18 protein-coding genes and 1 other annotated feature are annotated in these 17,527 nt (G+C 51.0%); of the genes, 1 reads left to right on the top strand and 17 read right to left on the bottom strand.

Going from position 1 to position 17,527, the window contains the following annotated elements:
* Positions 1-40: 40 nt before the first annotated feature.
* Together AUC31_RS00820 and AUC31_RS00815 are read right to left on the bottom strand one after the other, a co-directional pair.
* Positions 41-751 carry a DsbA family oxidoreductase gene (locus tag AUC31_RS00820; RefSeq protein ID WP_058381827.1) on the bottom strand — a complete coding sequence of 237 codons (711 nt, stop codon included), beginning with the start codon at positions 749-751 and terminating at the stop codon, positions 41-43.
* Between the two features lie 108 nt (positions 752-859).
* Positions 860-1,786 carry a manganese-dependent inorganic pyrophosphatase gene (locus AUC31_RS00815; protein WP_058381828.1) on the bottom strand — a complete coding sequence of 309 codons (927 nt, stop codon included), beginning with the start codon at positions 1,784-1,786 and terminating at the stop codon, positions 860-862.
* A 227-nt stretch (positions 1,787-2,013) separates the two neighbouring features.
* Here AUC31_RS00815 and AUC31_RS00810 point away from each other — a divergent pair, with 227 nt between their 5' ends.
* Complete coding sequence (locus AUC31_RS00810; RefSeq protein ID WP_058381829.1) at positions 2,014-2,814, top strand: GNAT family N-acetyltransferase; 801 nt, start codon at positions 2,014-2,016, stop codon at positions 2,812-2,814.
* Between the two features lie 61 nt (positions 2,815-2,875).
* On the opposite strand, the gene AUC31_RS00805 is transcribed toward AUC31_RS00810, so the two are convergent.
* The 15 genes from AUC31_RS00805 to AUC31_RS00735 all read right to left on the bottom strand — a co-directional run bounded on the left by AUC31_RS00805 (position 2,876) and on the right by AUC31_RS00735 (position 17,492).
* Entirely contained in the window at positions 2,876-4,171 is a 1,296-nt protein-coding gene (locus AUC31_RS00805) for an arsenic transporter (protein WP_058381830.1), read from the bottom strand.
* A 15-nt stretch (positions 4,172-4,186) separates the two neighbouring features.
* Complete coding sequence (locus AUC31_RS00800; protein ID WP_058381831.1) at positions 4,187-4,516, bottom strand: ArsR/SmtB family transcription factor; 330 nt, start codon at positions 4,514-4,516, stop codon at positions 4,187-4,189.
* A gap of 135 nt (positions 4,517-4,651) precedes the next feature.
* The gene (locus AUC31_RS00795; RefSeq protein WP_058381832.1) at positions 4,652-5,170 is read right to left on the bottom strand and encodes a type 1 glutamine amidotransferase domain-containing protein; all 519 of its coding nucleotides are present in this window, start codon (positions 5,168-5,170) and stop codon (positions 4,652-4,654) included.
* 70 nt (positions 5,171-5,240) lie between these two features.
* Complete coding sequence (locus AUC31_RS00790; protein WP_058381833.1) at positions 5,241-5,834, bottom strand: DNA-3-methyladenine glycosylase; 594 nt, start codon at positions 5,832-5,834, stop codon at positions 5,241-5,243.
* 20 nt (positions 5,835-5,854) lie between these two features.
* Positions 5,855-6,625 (bottom strand): tryptophan synthase subunit alpha, encoded by a 771-nt coding sequence (gene trpA / locus AUC31_RS00785; RefSeq protein ID WP_058381834.1) that lies wholly within the window; start codon positions 6,623-6,625, stop codon positions 5,855-5,857.
* Entirely contained in the window at positions 6,622-8,430 is a 1,809-nt protein-coding gene (gene trpB / locus AUC31_RS00780; RefSeq protein ID WP_083509100.1) for a tryptophan synthase subunit beta, read from the bottom strand. Before trpB ends, trpA begins: the two co-directional genes overlap by 4 nt.
* Positions 8,427-9,200, bottom strand: a complete 774-nt coding sequence (gene trpC, locus AUC31_RS00775) for an indole-3-glycerol phosphate synthase TrpC (RefSeq protein WP_058381835.1) — start codon at positions 9,198-9,200, stop codon at positions 8,427-8,429. The genes trpB and trpC overlap by 4 nt, the downstream gene beginning before the upstream one ends.
* Positions 9,197-10,189 (bottom strand): anthranilate phosphoribosyltransferase, encoded by a 993-nt coding sequence (trpD, locus tag AUC31_RS00770; RefSeq protein ID WP_058381836.1) that lies wholly within the window; start codon positions 10,187-10,189, stop codon positions 9,197-9,199. The genes trpC and trpD overlap by 4 nt, the downstream gene beginning before the upstream one ends.
* 62 nt (positions 10,190-10,251) lie before the next feature.
* Positions 10,252-10,481 (bottom strand) — a binding site (T-box leader).
* Positions 10,482-10,597: 116 nt separating this feature from the next.
* Positions 10,598-11,608, bottom strand: coding sequence for a CaiB/BaiF CoA transferase family protein (locus tag AUC31_RS00765; protein ID WP_058381837.1), 1,011 nt, complete (start codon positions 11,606-11,608; stop codon positions 10,598-10,600).
* A complete protein-coding gene (locus tag AUC31_RS00760) occupies positions 11,609-12,757 on the bottom strand; it encodes an acyl-CoA dehydrogenase family protein (protein WP_058381838.1) in 1,149 nt (382 codons plus the stop codon).
* A gap of 23 nt (positions 12,758-12,780) precedes the next feature.
* Positions 12,781-13,551: an SDR family NAD(P)-dependent oxidoreductase gene (locus tag AUC31_RS00755; RefSeq protein ID WP_058381839.1), complete on the bottom strand. Its 771-nt coding sequence runs from the start codon at positions 13,549-13,551 to the stop codon at positions 12,781-12,783.
* Between the two features lie 33 nt (positions 13,552-13,584).
* Entirely contained in the window at positions 13,585-14,736 is a 1,152-nt protein-coding gene (locus tag AUC31_RS00750; protein WP_058381840.1) for a thiolase family protein, read from the bottom strand.
* A gap of 176 nt (positions 14,737-14,912) precedes the next feature.
* Positions 14,913-15,806: a glycine betaine ABC transporter substrate-binding protein gene (locus AUC31_RS00745; protein ID WP_058381841.1), complete on the bottom strand. Its 894-nt coding sequence runs from the start codon at positions 15,804-15,806 to the stop codon at positions 14,913-14,915.
* An 82-nt stretch (positions 15,807-15,888) separates the two neighbouring features.
* A complete protein-coding gene (locus AUC31_RS00740) occupies positions 15,889-16,527 on the bottom strand; it encodes an ABC transporter permease (RefSeq protein WP_058381842.1) in 639 nt (212 codons plus the stop codon).
* Entirely contained in the window at positions 16,524-17,492 is a 969-nt protein-coding gene (locus AUC31_RS00735) for an ABC transporter ATP-binding protein (RefSeq protein WP_058381843.1), read from the bottom strand. The genes AUC31_RS00740 and AUC31_RS00735 overlap by 4 nt, the downstream gene beginning before the upstream one ends.
* Between the last annotated feature and the right edge of the window lie 35 nt (positions 17,493-17,527).

The following is a 17,527-nucleotide window of genomic DNA, read 5'->3' as shown; positions in this document are numbered from 1 at the left end:
ATAAGTAATTCGAGATACAAAGTCAATGCGCTTGCCTGGCTTATTCGCCGTCGCAGGAATCTCCAGTACAAAAGCTTGTTTTCGCTTTTCCGACTGGCTTCAATGCCGGACGCAAACCTTCCTCTTCGCCGATCTGCTCCAGCGCTTCAATGAACGCTTCGAGCGGCTGTGCGCCGGAAATCGCATACTTTCGGTTAACGACGAAAAACGGAACGCCTTGTACACCGATCTGCCCAGCTTCTTGGATGTCGCGTTCGACTTCGCCATGAAATTGATCCGAATCGAGAACTTCCGCTGCCTTTTCACGGTCCAGGCCTGCTTTTTCAACAATCAATAGTAAGGTCTCGGAATTGCTGATATTATGCGCTTTTTCGAAGTAATGGTGCATCAACAATTCAGTCAGTTGATGTTCTTCGCCTTGTGTGGCGGCCCATTTGACGAGTCGATGTGCAGAGAATGTGTTGGTGTGGGGCATGTTCTCCACGTCGTAATGTAAATCAAACGCTTTCGCTTGTTGTGCCACGCCCGCTGTCATTTCCTTGGCTCGTTCGAGGCTTTGCCCCATCTTTTCAGCCAAGTGTTCATAAGCAAATCTATTGGAGTCCACTGGCGCTTGCGGGTCCAATTCGTATGCTTTAAATGTAATCTCCGCCTGGCTTTCGTAGCCTGAACGTACGAGTGCTTGTTCCAATGTGCGCTTTCCTATATAACAGAATGGGCAAACGTAATCTGACCAAACTTCAATTTTCATAACTATTCACCTCGCCACTTACTATAGCAATGACATAGATACGCCACAATTTTTTTGCTTGAAAATAATTCCCAGCACAAAAAAAAAAAACTGACTCCCTGTGGGGAATCAGCTTAAAGCTTCGGTAATGACCGGAACGATTTGTTTTTTTCTTGAAACGACGCCCGGCAAAATCACACGGTTGTTGACGACGCTTGACTGGAAGGCAGATTCGATAATGTCTGCGCGGCGTCCAAGGACGATCGCTTCCGAGTCATTATTCAGGATGTCCGTGACAGCAAAGACGAAAAGATCCAAGCCTTTGGCGGCAACTGTATTGCTGATCAATACTTCCAATTCCGCCTGGCGATCTAGTACTTCCGCTACATCGATAGCGTTGACTTGCGCCACTTCAAAGCGATGGTCGCCTGCTTCGAATTCCTTGGAATCAAGCGAGATCAAATCTTCCAGCGTTTTATTGCTTAAATCGGCGCCGGCTTTCAGCAAGGCAAGGCCGTACTCTTGCGAATCGACACCGGCAATCTCTGCCAATTCCTTCGCCGCTTGAATGTCCTGGTCGGTGCAGGTCGGGGATTTGAACAGCAATGAATCCGAAATGATCGCCGATAGCATCAACCCGGCGATGTCAGCCGGCACTTCGACTGCATGTTCTTTATAAAGCTTCAATAAAATCGTCGCTGTGCATCCAACAGGTTCTGCACGGAAATAAAGCGGGTCGGTTGTTTCGAAATTAGCAATCCGATGATGGTCGATCACTTCGATCACTTGGACTTCATCGATATCGTCGATGCTCTGCTGCCGCTCGTTATGGTCGACGAGAATGACTTGCTTCACTTCATCTGAAGCACGCTTCACCAGTCGGGGAGTTGGGGCTTTGAAATGGTCGAGCGCAAAAAGCGTCTCGTTGTTCGGTTCACCGAGGCGGATGGCTTCGGCATCCATCCCGAGCTCTTTTTTCAGATGGGCATAAGCGATCGCCGAACAGATCGAGTCGGTGTCCGGATTTTTATGACCTAATACAAAAACATTTGACATGAATAATGGCCTCCTGGCTTGTGTAGTTTCTGAGATTATTCTATCACAAATTCCTTCTCTAGAAAAAATCTGCGACTGAAAACCTAGTGTTATCCAGCATTTCACCACCTAAATGCGGAAATGATTTTAGAATTATCAGTATTTTTAAAGTTTAGTGTGTACTTTAGCACATTTGAATGGTATTATATGACTAACTAATCCTATGTTTTTGGAAGGAAGAGGTGCCAGTGACTATATTATTGGAAAAGAAATACATTCCCTTGTCCCATTATTTTCAGGCTGCCACAAACTCCAGCATCCGTTTGACCTTTTCGGAAATCGAGCAGATCATGGGTCAGAACTTGCCGAATGCCGCTTACTTGAACAAAAGCTGGTGGAAAAAGTCGAAGCCCCCCGCCAAACATTTCCATGCCTGGATGGATGCAGGCTACCGCGTTACGGAAGTCGAACCCGACCGCTATGTCGTCTTCGAAAAAGCGGATTCCAAGAACACAGCAGCCAATACAGAGTCCGAAGACAAAGACATTTTGTTGATTCGCACCGCTGAACACGGGGACGCCCGGTCGCTGGCCTTGCTCCAAAAAGCCGTGGAGGCGGAATCGGATTTCATGCTTTACGGCAAGGACGAGCGCTCCCTTTCCACGCAGCGCGTCCGCAAGCAAATCATCGAATGGAAGCAAAGCGGCCATTCCGCTATCATTATCGCCATCTTGAACGGCCAGCACGTCGGCTACTTAATGGTCATCGGCAATGAAGCAAAGCGGGCACAGCACCGGGCAGCGTTGGTCCTCGGCCTCCTAAAGGAAGCCCAAGGCAAAGGCATCGCCAAATCACTCCTCGAAAAAGCGGAAGACTGGGCCAAGCAAAAAGGCATCTCCCGAATGGAATTGACGGTCCTCGAAGCCAACGAGCGCGCCCGCAAACTCTATGAAAAAGCTGGGTTTGAAGCAGAAGGCACGCGTCGCCGCTCGCTTATCATCGACGGCACAGAACACGACGAAATCTACTTGGCCAAGTTTTTGGACTAAGCCAAACTTAAAAAATGCCCGCCATTCAAAAGTGAATGGCGGGCATTTTTTGTTGTGTCGATTAATTCAACACCGTTAACCACAGGTACAGCCCGGTCAAAGTGATGAACAAAGTCGGGACGGTGAGGATGATGCCGACTTTAAAATAATAGCCCCAGCTGATTTCGACACCTTTCGTCTTCAAGACATGAAGCCATAAAAGTGTCGCAAGCGAACCGATCGGCGTGATTTTCGGGCCGAGGTCGGATCCGATGACATTGGCATAAATCAAAGCGTCGCGCATGACGCCGTTCGTGTTCGTCTCAGCGATGGCCAAGGCATTGATCATGACCGTCGGCATATTGTTCATGCCGGACGATAGAATTGCCGCGATAAAGCCCATGCCGATCGTGGCTGCATACAGGCCATGCCCCGCTGTCCATTCAATCGCCTGGGCGAGAACCGAGGTCAAGCCGACATTGCGTAATCCGTAAACAACGACGTACATGCCGATCGAGAAGAAGACAATCGCCCACGGTGCGCCTTTTAGCACCGTCATCGTTTCGACATGCTTGCTGTTGCGCGCAATCGCCAAGAAGATGATCGCGATGGAACCGGCGATCAAGGAAACCGGGATCTCAAGCGATTCGCTCATGAAGTAGCCGATCAGCAAGATCGCCAGAACGACCCAAGACAGGCGGAAAATACGGATATCTTTGATCGCAGTATCCGGTTTTTTCAACACGCCAGGGTCAAAACGGCCCGGAATATCTTTTTTGAAGAATAAGTACAGCACGAGCATGCTCGCCAGTATGCTGAATAAGTTCGGAACCACCATATGCAGCGCGTATTCCGTAAAGCCGATGCCGAAGAAATCAGCCGAAACGATATTGACCAAGTTGCTGATGACAAACGGCAATGACGCCGTATCGGCAATAAAGCCGGATGCCATGATAAATGGCAAAATCATCGTATCGCGGAATTTCAAGGCTCTTACCATCGCCAAAACGATCGGCGTCAGAATAAGCGCTGCGCCGTCATTCGCGAAAAGCGCCGCTACGACCGCGCCAAGAAGCGTGACGAGGAAAAACATGCGCAAGCCACTGCCTTTGGCAAAGCGCGCCATATGTAAGGCTGCCCATTCAAAAAATCCAATTTCATCTAAAATTAAGGAAATGATGATCAAGGCAACAAAAGTCAATGTCGCATTCCATACAATCCCTGTAACGTCCCACACATCGCCGAAGTCAACGACGCCGAACATCAAGGCGACCACTGCCCCCGCAATCGCCGACCAGCCGATCGACAGCCCGCGCGGCTGCCAGATGACAAATAGCAAGGTCACCAGAAAAATAATAATCGCTAACCAAACATCCATTTCAATTCCAGCTCCTTAATTGCAATTCACTTTCTTGCCTTCCGCAACGAGCGATTCCACCGTCCTTTCGGGTTCCGGCAGCATCGCCAGAAGCGTTGATAGCACTTCAAAAAGCTCATGTTTTTCATTGAGCGACCAGATCGTCCAGCGCCCGCGCTTTTCTTCACAGATCCATTCCGCCTGCTTGAGTTTGCGCATATGCTGGCTGATGGCCGGCTGCGACATATCGAGCAGCTCCGTGAATTCACAGATGCACAATGCCTCTTTCGATAAGTATTTCAAAATCAGCATGCGGGTTTCGTCGCTTGCCGCTTTTAAGCTTTGTTCCATTTGTTTATAGTCCATTTCAGTCACCTCTTTTTGGCAATGGGTTTATTATATAAGCAATCACTTATGCATGCAAGAGGGCATTTCGATTTCCGAACAATTTCTGACACGAAAAAACCGCTCCCCGGTAAAGGGAGCGGTTTGGATAGTTCTTTATTTGTTTTCAAGCAATTTCAACGATTCGCGGTTAAATGCCGGGATATCATCCGGTTGGCGGCTTGTTACCAATTGATCTTGGCACACAGCTACTTCTTCGTCCACAACAGTTGCGCCAGCGTATTCCATATCGACTTGGATCGATTTGAATCCTGTCGCTTTGCGGCCTTCCAAAGCTTTCGCTGTGATCAATAGCTGCGGCCCGTGGCAGATCGCGAAGACCGGTTTTTTAGCATCCATGAACGCTTTCGTGAATGTCACGAAACGATCATCTGCACGCAATTGGTCCGGCGAGAAACCGCCTGGCAATAGCAGCGCGTCGAATTCATCCGGGTTGACGTCGTCGATCCCTTTATCGATGGTAACAACGGCTTCGCCTTGTTTGCCGGTTACTTTCTTGCCAGCTTCCATTTCGATATTGATCAGTTCATGGCCAGCTTCGTTAAACGCTTTTGCCGGTTCTGTATACTCCACATCTTCGAACATATCTGTAATTAACGTTGCAATTTTTGCCACTTTCCTTCACTCCTTCTGTTTATGTGCTCCCTCTCAGTATTCCACGAATTGGAAAGCTTAAACATCCGGATTACGGACGAAATTTCGAGACAAACGGATTTTCCGATTCCCAGAAGCGGTATGGATAATGGACCGCTTCCTGTGAATTCCCGATGCCGACGCGCGGCCCTGTCGACACAGCGTGCACTGCGTCGCCCTCAGCAATATAAAGCGGCCGTTCAGTGAAATGATGGCCGTTATAGTCCATTGTGATGCCCATCGCTTTCGTCAGCTTGCCGGGCCCGCTCGTCCATTGCTTCATCGGCATGTGCTGCCCTCTGCGCTCCGCCATAAATTCGACGCCTTCGACCGGTTCGACCGCACGAATCAAGATGGCGCGCGGCGTTTCTTCCGGTCCGCTGACGACATTCAATAAGGTATGGGTGTGCATCTGATAGGTATATACAAGGCCAGGTTTGCCGAACATCACTTCGGTACGTTTGGTGCGGCGGTTGCCGAAACTGTGTGCAGCCCGGTCTTCCGCGCCCATATAGGCTTCGGTCTCGACGATTCTGGCTGCGACAATTCCACCGGGCAGTTCATGGACCAGAATCTTCCCTAATAAGTCGCGCGACAAATCGAGTGTCGGCGCTTCAAAATAATTCGCTTCCAACGGCTCAAACATGACAATCCCTCCTAACGGCATTATACCGAATGAGGGGCGGTCACTGCATCAATCAACGGTTCAACATCTTCAATACGGCCTTCATGGAACGCTTGGACGATTGCGCTGCCGACAATAAAGCCATCGACATCGTCACGCAGCATCTCGACATGGCTTTCTTTCGAGATCCCGAATCCTGCATAGACCGGGACAGGGCTCAATTCCCTTACTTTGCGCGTGAATGCGCCTACTTCTTCCGCCAACTCATCACGGCTTCCGGTAATGCCAGTCACGGTTACCGCATAAACAAACCCTTCTGCCTGTTTCAAAATTTCTTCCAGGCGACTGTCGATGGTCGTCAAAGTGACGAGCTGGATCAGCACAAGTTCCTGTTGTTTTGCGAACGGTTCGATCAATTGCCGATGCTCAAACGGCAAGTCCGGAATGATGACGCCTGATGCCCCCGCTTTTTTCGCTTCCTGTGTAAAACGCTCCGCTCCGAAGCGAATGACCGGATTCAAATACGTCATGATGATGAGCGGTACTTTCACTTCGAAATCAAAGCGCTGCATTTCATCAAGCACTTTTTCTAACGTGATGCCTTCAGCAAGCGCACGGTTCCCCGCTGCTTCGATCGTCGGGCCATCAGCGACCGGGTCCGAGAACGGGATGCCGACTTCAATCGCCGTGACCCCGCGCTCTTGCAGATGCTGGATCTGCTCGCCTAGCTTTTTAATTCCGCCATCGCCTGCCATGATATAGGCGACAAAGGCTTTATGGCCTGCTTGTTTCAGTTCTGCTAATTGTTTCATGACAGCCCCTCCATTTTTTCTGCGTACGTCGCCATATCTTTATCGCCTCTGCCCGATACGCAAATGACGAGCAACTCATCCGCTGTCATCGACTGCGCTTGTTTTTTCGCTTCTGCTACCGCGTGGGCAGATTCCAAAGCGGGAATGATGCCTTCAAGGCGGGACATTTCAATGACTGATGCGAGCGCCTCATCATCCGTGATGGCCTGATAAGTAACGCGTCCACTATCTGCCAGATGCGCATGCTCCGGCCCAATGCCTGGGTAATCAAGTCCAGCGGAAATCGAATGTGCTTCCTGCACTTGCCCGGCATCGTCTTGCAAAATTTTCATCATCGCCCCGTGGAGTACGCCTTCTGAGCCTTTTGTCAAAGTCGCAGCATGGCGTTCGGTATCGACACCTTCTCCTGCTGCTTCTGCTCCGATTAAGCGCACTTTTTCATCACTTACGAACGGGTGGAACATACCGATAGCGTTGGATCCGCCTCCGACACATGCCACGATGGCATCCGGAAGCCGCCCTTCCTTATCAAGGATTTGGCGCTTTGTTTCCTTGCCGATGACGCTTTGGAAATCACGCACCATCGTTGGGAACGGATGTGGCCCTAGTGCCGATCCGATCAAATAATGGGTATCTTCGACATTGGTGACCCAGTAGCGCAGCGCTTCATTTACAGCGTCTTTTAATGTGCCGCTGCCTTTCGAGACACTTTCCACTCGCGCGCCCAATAATTTCATGCGGAACACATTGAGCTGCTGGCGTTTGATGTCTTCTTCGCCCATGAACACGACACAGTCCAAATCGAACAAGGCGCAAATGGTAGCCGTCGCTACACCGTGCTGGCCGGCTCCGGTTTCGGCAACGATTTTACGCTTGCCCATGCGCTGTGCGAGCAGCGCTTGGCCAATGGCATTGTTTACCTTATGGGCACCGGTATGGTTCAAATCTTCACGCTTCAAATAAATTTTCGGCCCGCCCCACGCTTCAGTCATGCGTGCAGCAAAGGTCAGCGGCTGCTCACGGCCAACGTATTCACTTAAATAATGATGATATTCCTTTTGGAACTCCGCGTCGTTCTTCGCATCTTCATAAGCCGCTTCCAACTCTTTAACGGCTTTCATCAAAGTTTCCGGCACAAATTGTCCGCCGTATCGGCCGAAAAATCCTACTGGATCTATTGTCTTTTCTTTTGTTCTCTCCATCGAATCACCCTTTGCCTGTAGTATGAATTGCTGGATTTTTGCTTCGTCTTTTCGGCCATCGGTTTCCACGCCGCTCGATACATCAACCATGAACGGAGCGGTTTGGCTGATGGCCGCTTGCACGTTGTCTCTATTTAATCCACCTGCTAAAATGAGGCGGCTATGATCCAAATTCGCGTTTTCCAAAAGGCTCCAATCAAACACTTGCCCGCTGCCTCCGCGGTAGTCGGTGCCTGGTGCATCGACCAATATATAATCCGCAATCGAGTTGTTCAGCTTTTCTACATCGTCCGGCGTGCGGATCGAGAAGGCCTGAATGACCGGCACTTCGATGCGCTGTATTAATTCATCCGGTTCATCGCCGTGTAATTGCACCATCGTCAATGGCACCGTCTTAACGGCATTTTCGATTTCTTCGTATGAAGCATTGACGAATACGCCGATTCGCTGCATGTCATTATTTGCGAGACGCGATAACTCTTGTGCCCGTTCGATCGATACGCGCCGTTTGCTTGGGGCAAAGACAAATCCGATTGCATCCGCTTGTGATGCGGCTTTAACATGTTGCTCTTCCATCAATCCACAGATTTTAACACGTGTCATTGCGCTGCCTCCTGTCCTGTGGCTTGGCGAATCCAGGCTGCCGGATTTTCCGAACGCATCAACGCTTCCCCGACCAATACACCTTGTGCGCCGAGTTCGTAAGCTTTGTGCGCATCCGCCGTATCGTTCATGCCACTCTCGCTGATTAGCACCGAGCCGCTGTCGAATGCAAATTTCTCAGCCAACTCCGCCGTCCGCTCCAAGGATACTTCAAAAGTTTTTAAATTGCGGTTGTTGACGCCGATCAATTTCGCACCGAGCGCAACAGCTTTTTCCAGCTCTACTGCATCATGCACTTCCACGAGGATTTCCAAGCCGAGTGAATCCGCATAGCGGAATAATCGCTCGAGCTCCTCATCTTTAAGCGCCGCGACAATCAATAGAATGATTGTTGCTCCAGCCGCTTGCGCCCGTTCGATCTGGATTTCGCTGACCATGAAATCTTTGCACAATACCGGAACCGAAACCGCGCGCGCCACTTTCTTCAAATCTTCAATCGATCCTTTAAAGTATTGCTCATCCGTCAATACAGAAATGGCGGCTGCACCGGCCCCTTCATATTGACGGGCTTGTTCAACGACATCCACTTCCATGCGGATGGCGCCTTTTGACGGCGATGCACGCTTGATTTCCGAAATGACGCCACGGCTTTTCCGCAAGGTGTCGATGAGTTTTGGTTTGTCCGGATAGCGCTCGGTTTTGGGATAACTGTTTTCATAAGCAGTGATTTCCTGCCGTTTGGTTTCCATGATTTTGTCCAATATGGTCATACGAGCACCCCCGATGCTAGGCGGTGCAATTCATACACACGCGCCGTTTCGCCTGAAATGATTGATTTTCTTGCCTGGTGCACGCCTTCCGCAATGCTTGCGGCACGGCCGCTCACATAAAGCACCGTTCCCGCATTCAGCGCTACCGTGTCCAAATATGCGCTCGGCGTCCCGTCGATCACTTGCATGAAAATCTCCGCATTGCGCTTGGAATCACCTCCGCGAATCGCCTCGATTGGCGCGGTTTCAAGCCCGACTTCATGAGGATGGACCGTCATGCTGCGCTTGCCTTGTTCGTCAAAGACGATCAATTGGTTGGTCCCGGCAAGAGACAATTCGTCCAGCCCGCCTGCCCCGTGGACAATCGCCCCGCGCTTTCTGCCAAGGCGCATCAAGGCATCTGCCATCGGTTCCATCATGTCCGGGCGGTAGACGCCGCTCATTTGGATGGCGATCGGCAAAGGATTCGCCAGCGGGCCGACCAAGTTGAAGATGGTCGGCGTGCCAATTTCCTTCCGCACTTCGCGCAAACCACCGAGTGCCGGATGGATCGCCGGCGCGAATAAAAAGGCGATGCCTGTCTGTTCGACGAGTGCCGGCAGTTCCTCTACAGCCAATTGAGTGGAAATCCCGATCTCTTCCAATAAATCAGAGCTGCCCGTTTTGCTGGAGACGCTCCGGTTGCCGTGCTTTGCAACGCTCATGCCGCAGCCCGCCAACACGAAAGCCGTCAATGTGCTGATATTGAAGCTAAAGGATTTGTCGCCGCCTGTGCCGCAAACGTCCACCAGTTCGCCTGCCATTTCCGGAAGCTTCACTGCTTTCTCACGCATTGCCAGGACCATGCCGACCAATTCATCGGCCGTCTCGCCTTTTTCGTGCAATTCCTTCAAAAATTCTTTCCTCTGCTGGCGATCTATGCGCCCTTCCAATAATTCCAACGCTCGCTGTTTCATTGTATGTTCACTCATATTCTCTGCTCTGCTCATCTCAATCTCTCCTCATCTCGTTTTTAAATGCAAAAATCCCCGCAACCGGGGTCTATTCCGGTTGCGGGGACGGTTTTAACCGCGGTACCACCACGCATTAATGCATTTTGCACTCACTCAAACAGGCTTCTTAAGCCTTTCCCTTTAACGCAGGGATACGTCCGCCATACTCGCTTCCGCTTTCCGGCTGGCTCTCATAAGTCCATTCGCACAGCGCTTCTAATCAGCTTCCACCACCCGCTGACTCTCTAAATAGACGCCACTGCCTACTCGTCTCAATCCTCGATTTATACTCTTCTGTTCTCGTCTCTGCTAACTCTTCTCTCGAATAGACTTGCCGCTACCAACAAGTTGTTCTTCATACTAAAAGGTTTTGTATATTCTGTCAAGTGACAAACTCCAACTTCTCTAGGAACGCCTGTCGGCTGCCTCCGTTTCGCGCACTTTGCTGGTTTTTGCGCCAGACGCCCGGCCTAGGAAAAAAGGGTGGCGATGGCGCTCATCCGCCGTCAAGACCGGTGCCAGGCAGCAATCGTGGACAAGCGACAACCCATACCACTCTTGCCAGCTTTTTGATTTGAAAAACGCCTCGACTTGCCCATGCTCTGGCGTGCCTGGGGCGCACTCTCCCCAAGACAGCCAATCGGGACGTCCTGCCAGTTCGCAGAAATTGCGCCAGAACTTTTCTTCCAAAGCACCGAGCGTCACGAAGCGCCCGTCTTTCGTTTCGTAAATTGCATAGCTGATGCGGCCGCCGCTGATTTCCGGCACGCCGTGATCCGACAAGCCCGCTTTCATGTAAGCATCGTGATTCGGCAGAAACGCCGCCATCACTTCTGCAAGCGCAATATCCAGATAAGCCCCATCGCCCGTCCTGAACTTCCGGATCAATGCGGCGAGAATCTGTTCAGATGCAAGCAAGCCCCCGGTATAATCGGCGAGCGTATGGGTCGGATGCACCGGCCGTCCGGCTTTATCGCGGAGTTGGTCCAAGGCACCCGAAAGCGCCAGGTAATTGAGGTCATGGCTGCCAAGATACGCAAGCTCGCCCGCTTGCCCATACCCCGATAGCGAACAATAGACGATATCGCCTTTATAATTTTTGACACTTTCATAATCCAGCCCCAGTTTTTTCATGACTCCCGGACGAAAGGTTTCGATGAGGGCATCAGCAGAACGCACGAGCTCGAGCATCTCGCGTTTGCCGCTTTCGGATTTCAAGTCCAGCTGGACGATTTGTTTGCCGGCGTTGTGTGCGCTATGCACCAGGCCACCACCCATACCGCGCGACGGATCGCCTGTGGGAGGCTCAATTTTGAGGACGTCCGCCCCAAGTTCAGCTAGCCGCATGCCGGCAAATGGTCCCGGCACGTAATACGTCACATCCAGCACACGGACGCCTGTCAGCGCCTTTTCCATTTAGAGCCCCATCCGTTTGGCGATGATGGTTTTCATGATTTCATTCGAACCGGCATAAATTGCTGCTACCGGGATGTCGCGGTAGCGCCTAGCAATTTTGTATTCTTCCATATAGCCGTAGCCGCCGTGCAATTGCATGCATTCCCCCGATATTTTCTTCGCCGTATCCGTCAGCCAGTATTTTGCCATCGACACTTTCGAGACCACATCTTTCCCGGCCATATGCTCTTCGATTAAGGATTCCAGGAACGCTTTGCCGAGTTCGATTTCGGTCGCCATTTCCACTAGCTTGAACTGTGTGTTCTGGAATGCGCTAATCGGCTTGCCGAATGCTTTGCGGGATTTCACATAGTCGATCGTCATCTCGAGCATGTCTTCCGATGCGATTTGCGCGGCAAGCGCCACAACGAGCCGCTCCTGCTGCAATTTTTCCATCAAGTATGTAAAGCCTTTGTTTTCTTCGCCAACCAGGTTGGCGACCGGCACTTTGCAATCCTCGAAATATAACTCGGATGTATCCTGCGCATGGAGCCCGACTTTATCGAGCTTGCGCCCTTTCGTAAACCCTGGTGTCCCTTCTTCAATCATCAACAAGGAAATGCTTTTATGCTTCGGTTCCGCTTTCAAATCCGTCTTCACGACCACCAAGACATGCGTCGAATTGATGCCGTTGGTGATGAAGGTTTTCTGTCCGTTGACGATATAATGATCCCCATCTTTAACAGCCGTTGCCGAAATATTGGCGAGATCGGACCCAGCGCCTGGTTCCGTCATCGCAATCGCGGTAATGTATTCACCGCTGATGCAGCCCGGCAGCCAATCCTGTTTCTGCTGCTCTGTCCCGTATGCTTCAATATAAGGAACGGTAATATCATTGTGCAGCCCGACACCCGTCAAACTCGCCCCGACCCGTTCCATTTCCTCGCCGATAATGACCCCGTAACGGAAATCAAGGCCAAGCCCGCCGTACTGCTCTTCGACTTGGGGGCATAAAAAGCCCATATCGCCAAGTTGTCTCCAGAACGACTTCGGGATCAGCCGGTCTTTTTCCCATTGTTCGTACTGCGGCACCGCCTCTTTTTCCAAAAACTTGCGCAAGGATTTGCGGAACATCGTATGCTCTTCTTCTTCAAAACGATATCTTGCCATTTCTCCCATCCCCTTTTCTTACTTTATTTGGGCTGCATGCGGATCGCGCCGTCCAAGCGGATCACTTCGCCGTTCAATAATGGATTTTCCACAATGCTTTCTACCAGTTTCGCATATTCAGCAGGGTGTCCGAGACGCGCCGGGAATGGCACGGTCGCAGAAAGTGAAGCGATGGCGGATTCCGGCAAGCCGTCGAACATTGGCGTTTTCATGAGGCCCGGTGCAATGGCCATGACGCGGATGCCGTCACGTGCGAATTCACGTGCAATCGGCAAGGTCATCGAGACGATGCCGCCTTTTGACGCGCTATAGGCCGCTTGCCCGATCTGCCCTTCAAATGCCGCGACAGATGCCGTTGAAATGATGACGCCGCGTTCACCGTTTTCATTCGGTTCATTATGTTGCATCGCGGCTGCCACAGCGCGCAGTACGTTGAAGCTGCCGACCAAATTGACTTGGATGACTTGTTCGAACCGCTCAAGTGCAAGCGGCTTTCCTTTCGACACGACTTTTCCAGGTGTACCAATACCTGCACAATTGACCAGGAGATTGACAGTGCCAAGCTGACTGACTGCCATTTTTACATTTTCTTCCACTTGCAGTGCATTTGTAACATCTGTCTTGAAATAACTGACTTGTCCTTCATCGAAATCAGCCATCACTTGTTGTGCATGTGCTTCGTTTAAATCAAAGATCACCGCGCGCCCGCCGCTTTTTGCGATATAGCGTACGGTCGCTTCACCAAGGCCCGATGCGCCGCCCGTGACAATGGCTGTCACTTTAGAAAAATCCATTTCATTCTCCCCTTTGGCTATGTCTTTATCTAGTTAAATGATCCGTTCAATGATCGTTGCATTGGCCATTCCCATGCCTTCGCAAATCGCCAGCAAGCCGTAGCGGCTATTAGAGCGTTCCAATTCATGCACAAGCGATACCAATAATTTCGTGCCGGTCGCACCTAAAGGATGTCCCAGTGCAATAGCACCGCCGTTGACATTGAGCTTGTCCGGATCTCCCCCGATATCCGATAGCCACGCGAGCGGAACAGGCGCAAATGCTTCATTCACTTCATAGCGGTCCATATCTTCGATTGACAGTCCCGCTTTCTCCAGTACTTTTTTCGTCGCGGCGATCGGCCCCGTCAGCATCAAAGTCGGATCTGACCCCACAACCGTGCGGGCAAGTATGCGCGCTTTCGGTTTTAAGCCAAGTTCCTGCGCTTTTTCTTTTGACATCAATAAAACAGCGGATGCCCCATCGCTCATTTGGCTGGCGTTGCCTGCTGTGATGACGCCTTGTTCATCGAATGCTGGCTTTAAGCCGGCAAGCACGTCTTCGGTCGTTCCGGGCCTTGGCCCTTCATCTGTCGTGACTTTCTGGAAATCACCTTGTTCATCCGATACATCAATTGAGACGATTTCCTTGTCGTAAAGCCCTGCATCGATCGCGTGCTGCGCACGTTCATGGCTCTTTACTGCATAAGCATCCAGTTGCTCGCGGCTGAAGCCCCATTTTTCTGCAATACGTTCTGCCGACAGCCCTTGATTGATGATTTCGTATTGATCCGTCAGTTTTTTACTCGGCTTTGATCCTTGCATATTGGAGAACATCGGGACGCGCGTCATGCTTTCCACACCACCCGCAATGACAATGTCCATATCGCCCGAAAGAATCGCCTGTGCACCAAAATGAACGGCTTGCTGGCTCGATCCGCATTGGCGGTCGATGGTGACGCCCGGCACAAAGTCCGGGAATCCGGCAATCAATGCCGCCGTTCTGGCAATATTGCCGCCTTGCTCACCCGATTGAGAGACGCAGCCCAGAATAACATCTTCGACCATGCCTTTATCGACACCGGCTCGGTTCACCAATTCTTCTAGCACGACAGCTGCCAGTTCGTCCGGTCGAGTCTCCCGGAATTGCCCTTTTCGCCGGCCGACTGGCGACCGGACACCTTCAACGATGACTACTTCTTTCATTCCTGATCACTCCTATTTTGAAATCGCTTTCATTATATTAAACTGAATTGAATGACTATTCACTCACCTTCATTTATTGTACAAGAATCCCCCATGGATTACTACACGAAAAACCGCTAAGGGAAATTCCGCGCAAACAAAAAAACCTCCGCAGCAAAATGCCGCAGAGGATTCACTTATTCTTCAATCAAGCCTTTTTCAATGAGGAAGTCACGCGCTACTTCGTTCGGGATTTCCTGGTCCACGTCTACACGCGAGTTCATCGCGAGCATCTCTTCTTCTGTGATCTGCCCAGCCAGTTCGTTCAATAGATCTTCGAGTTCTGGATATTCTTCAAGCGTTTCGGTCCGAACAACCGGAACAGCATCGTATTTCGGGAAGAATGATTGATCGTCTTCTGTCGTCTTCAAGTCGAACAAAGCAATGCGGCTGTCGGTCGTGAATGCCGGGATGACATCAACGTCGCCATTTTGGACCGCTTCATACATAATGGCCGGGTCGAAACTTTCAGTCGCTGAAAACTCGAACGGGTATGTGGCGACCATATCATCGTAGCCATCTCCTTGGCGCTCATAAAACGGGTGGGGCGCCCCGAAGGTCATGTCTTCGGATTGGGAGATTTCCGCAAGGTCTGAATAGGTTTCCGCGTCGTAATCTTTGGCGTATGCCAAGGTATAGCCATTTTCAAACCCGAGTGGTTCGAGCCATGTAGCGCCGAGTTCCTCTTCATATCCTGCACGCACTTCTTCCAATACTTCCTCCGAAGACTGCCCTGGCGTCGACTTGCGTTTCAATACATCTTTCAGGCCAGTTCCGGTGTATTCGACGTACAGGTCGATATCGCCTTGCTCAAGTGCCGGTGTCAAGATCGACACTTCCCCTAGCCCTTCTTCGTATTCCACGCTATAATCCGAATTTGCTTCGATATACTGCCCGAGAATATGCGGCAGGATATACTGTTCTGTCCATGGCTTGCCCCCGATGACGATCGGTTCCGACTCTGCGCCACCGCTGCAGGCAGCAAGAATCGCAGATGTGCCAAGCAATACGCCAAATGCTGTTTTTTTCAATGTTGTTTCCCCCTTTTCGGTCCGTTTCGAACCTGTTTGCTCATTCATATTGCTGCCGCGCTTCAAACCACAAGCGTTAAAATTAGGTTTTCAAGCCTTTCGGCGTGGCGCGTTTTTCAATCCACTTCAAAATCAAATCAAACCCGATCGCCAACAAGGCAACCGGCAGTGCACCTGCTAGAACCAGCGAATTATTGTACGATTGCAAGCCTCGATAGATGATATCACCAAGCCCGCCAGCACCAACAAAAGTCGCGAGCGTCGCGATGCCGACTGTCAAAACCGTCGCAGTGCGGATACCGGCCATAATGAACGGCAGCGCCAACGGCAATTCAATCTGGCGCAGGATTTGTGTTCTCGTCATGCCCATTCCACGCCCTGCTTCAATGGTAGATCCATCCACTCCGACAATGCCGGCATAAGTATTGCGCAAAATCGGCAATAGCGCATAAATAATCAGCGCAATTAAAGCCGTCGGGGAACCGATGCCCAAGATCGGCACTAAAAATCCAAATAAAGCTAAACTTGGTATCGTCTGGAAAATAGCAGTGACTCCGATGATCGGTTCGGCAAAGCGCCGGTAGCGGGCGATCATAATCCCTGTCGGCAGAGCAATTGCAATGCCGATCGCTACAGCGACAAAGGATAAATAAATATGTTCGATAAAAGCATCTTGAATCATGTCCTGGCGGCTTACAAGTGTATCGAAAAACGCATTCATACGGTCGCCTCCTTCTCAACATGAAGGGCAGCTCTAAGCAATTCCCGCTCTCCGGCAAAGCCGACTAATGTTCCTTCATCGATTATAGCCAAGCGCGGTTTGCCGCTTTGCTCCAATAGCTGATGCGCATCGCTGACCGACAATTTGGCTTCCACCTCTTCCGCTTCTCCTGCCCAGTCCGTATCGAAAAGAAACGCGAATTCCTTCAAACGCCGGTCTCCAAATGAACGTTTCTGGTTGATGCGTTCAGTGCCGATAAAGTTGCGCACAAATTCATTGGCGGGTTCATCGATCAATTGCTGCGGCGTCCCGATCTGTTCGACTTGCCCATCTTTCATCACGACGATCGTATCGGCGATTTTCAAGGCCTCGTCCATATCATGGGTGACGAAAATGATCGTTTTATGGATTTCCTGCTGCAAATGGCGCAGCTCATCCTGCAATTGTTCGCGGCTGATCGGGTCGAGCGCCGAAAAAGGCTCATCCATCAGCACGATATTCGGATCACCCGCTAGTGCACGGACGACGCCGACACGTTGCTGCTGCCCGCCACTCAATTCCAGAGGATAGCGATCCATGAAAACAGCAGGGTCCAATCCGACTAATTGCAGCAATTCTTTCGAGCGGTCGTCGGTTTTATCAGCCGGCCAGTTCAATAGCTTCGGGACAAGCGAGACATTGTCAGCGATGGTCATATGGGGAAACAGGCCGATGCGCTGAATGACATAGCCGATCGACCGCCTTAACTTCACCTCATCCATGCCGGTGATCGGCTCATCGTCTATGTATATGGCGCCTGCTGTCGGATTTTCGAGCTTGTTCACCATTTTCATCAAGGTCGTTTTTCCGCATCCACTGGGGCCGATGATGGCAGTCAGCTGGCGTGCGGGCAAATCGAGCGTAACGTCTTTCAACGCTTCCGTACCGTCCGGAAATCGTTTTGTGACCTTGTCAAAGCGGATCATTCGCTTCGCCCCCTTTCAATTGGTCGTTTTTCTAT

Source organism: Planococcus rifietoensis (assembly GCF_001465795.2).
In the GTDB taxonomy this organism is placed as follows: domain Bacteria; phylum Bacillota; class Bacilli; order Bacillales_A; family Planococcaceae; genus Planococcus; species Planococcus rifietoensis.
Note: the sequence above shows the minus strand (reverse complement) of the source record. Positions and strands in the feature narration are given on the sequence as shown.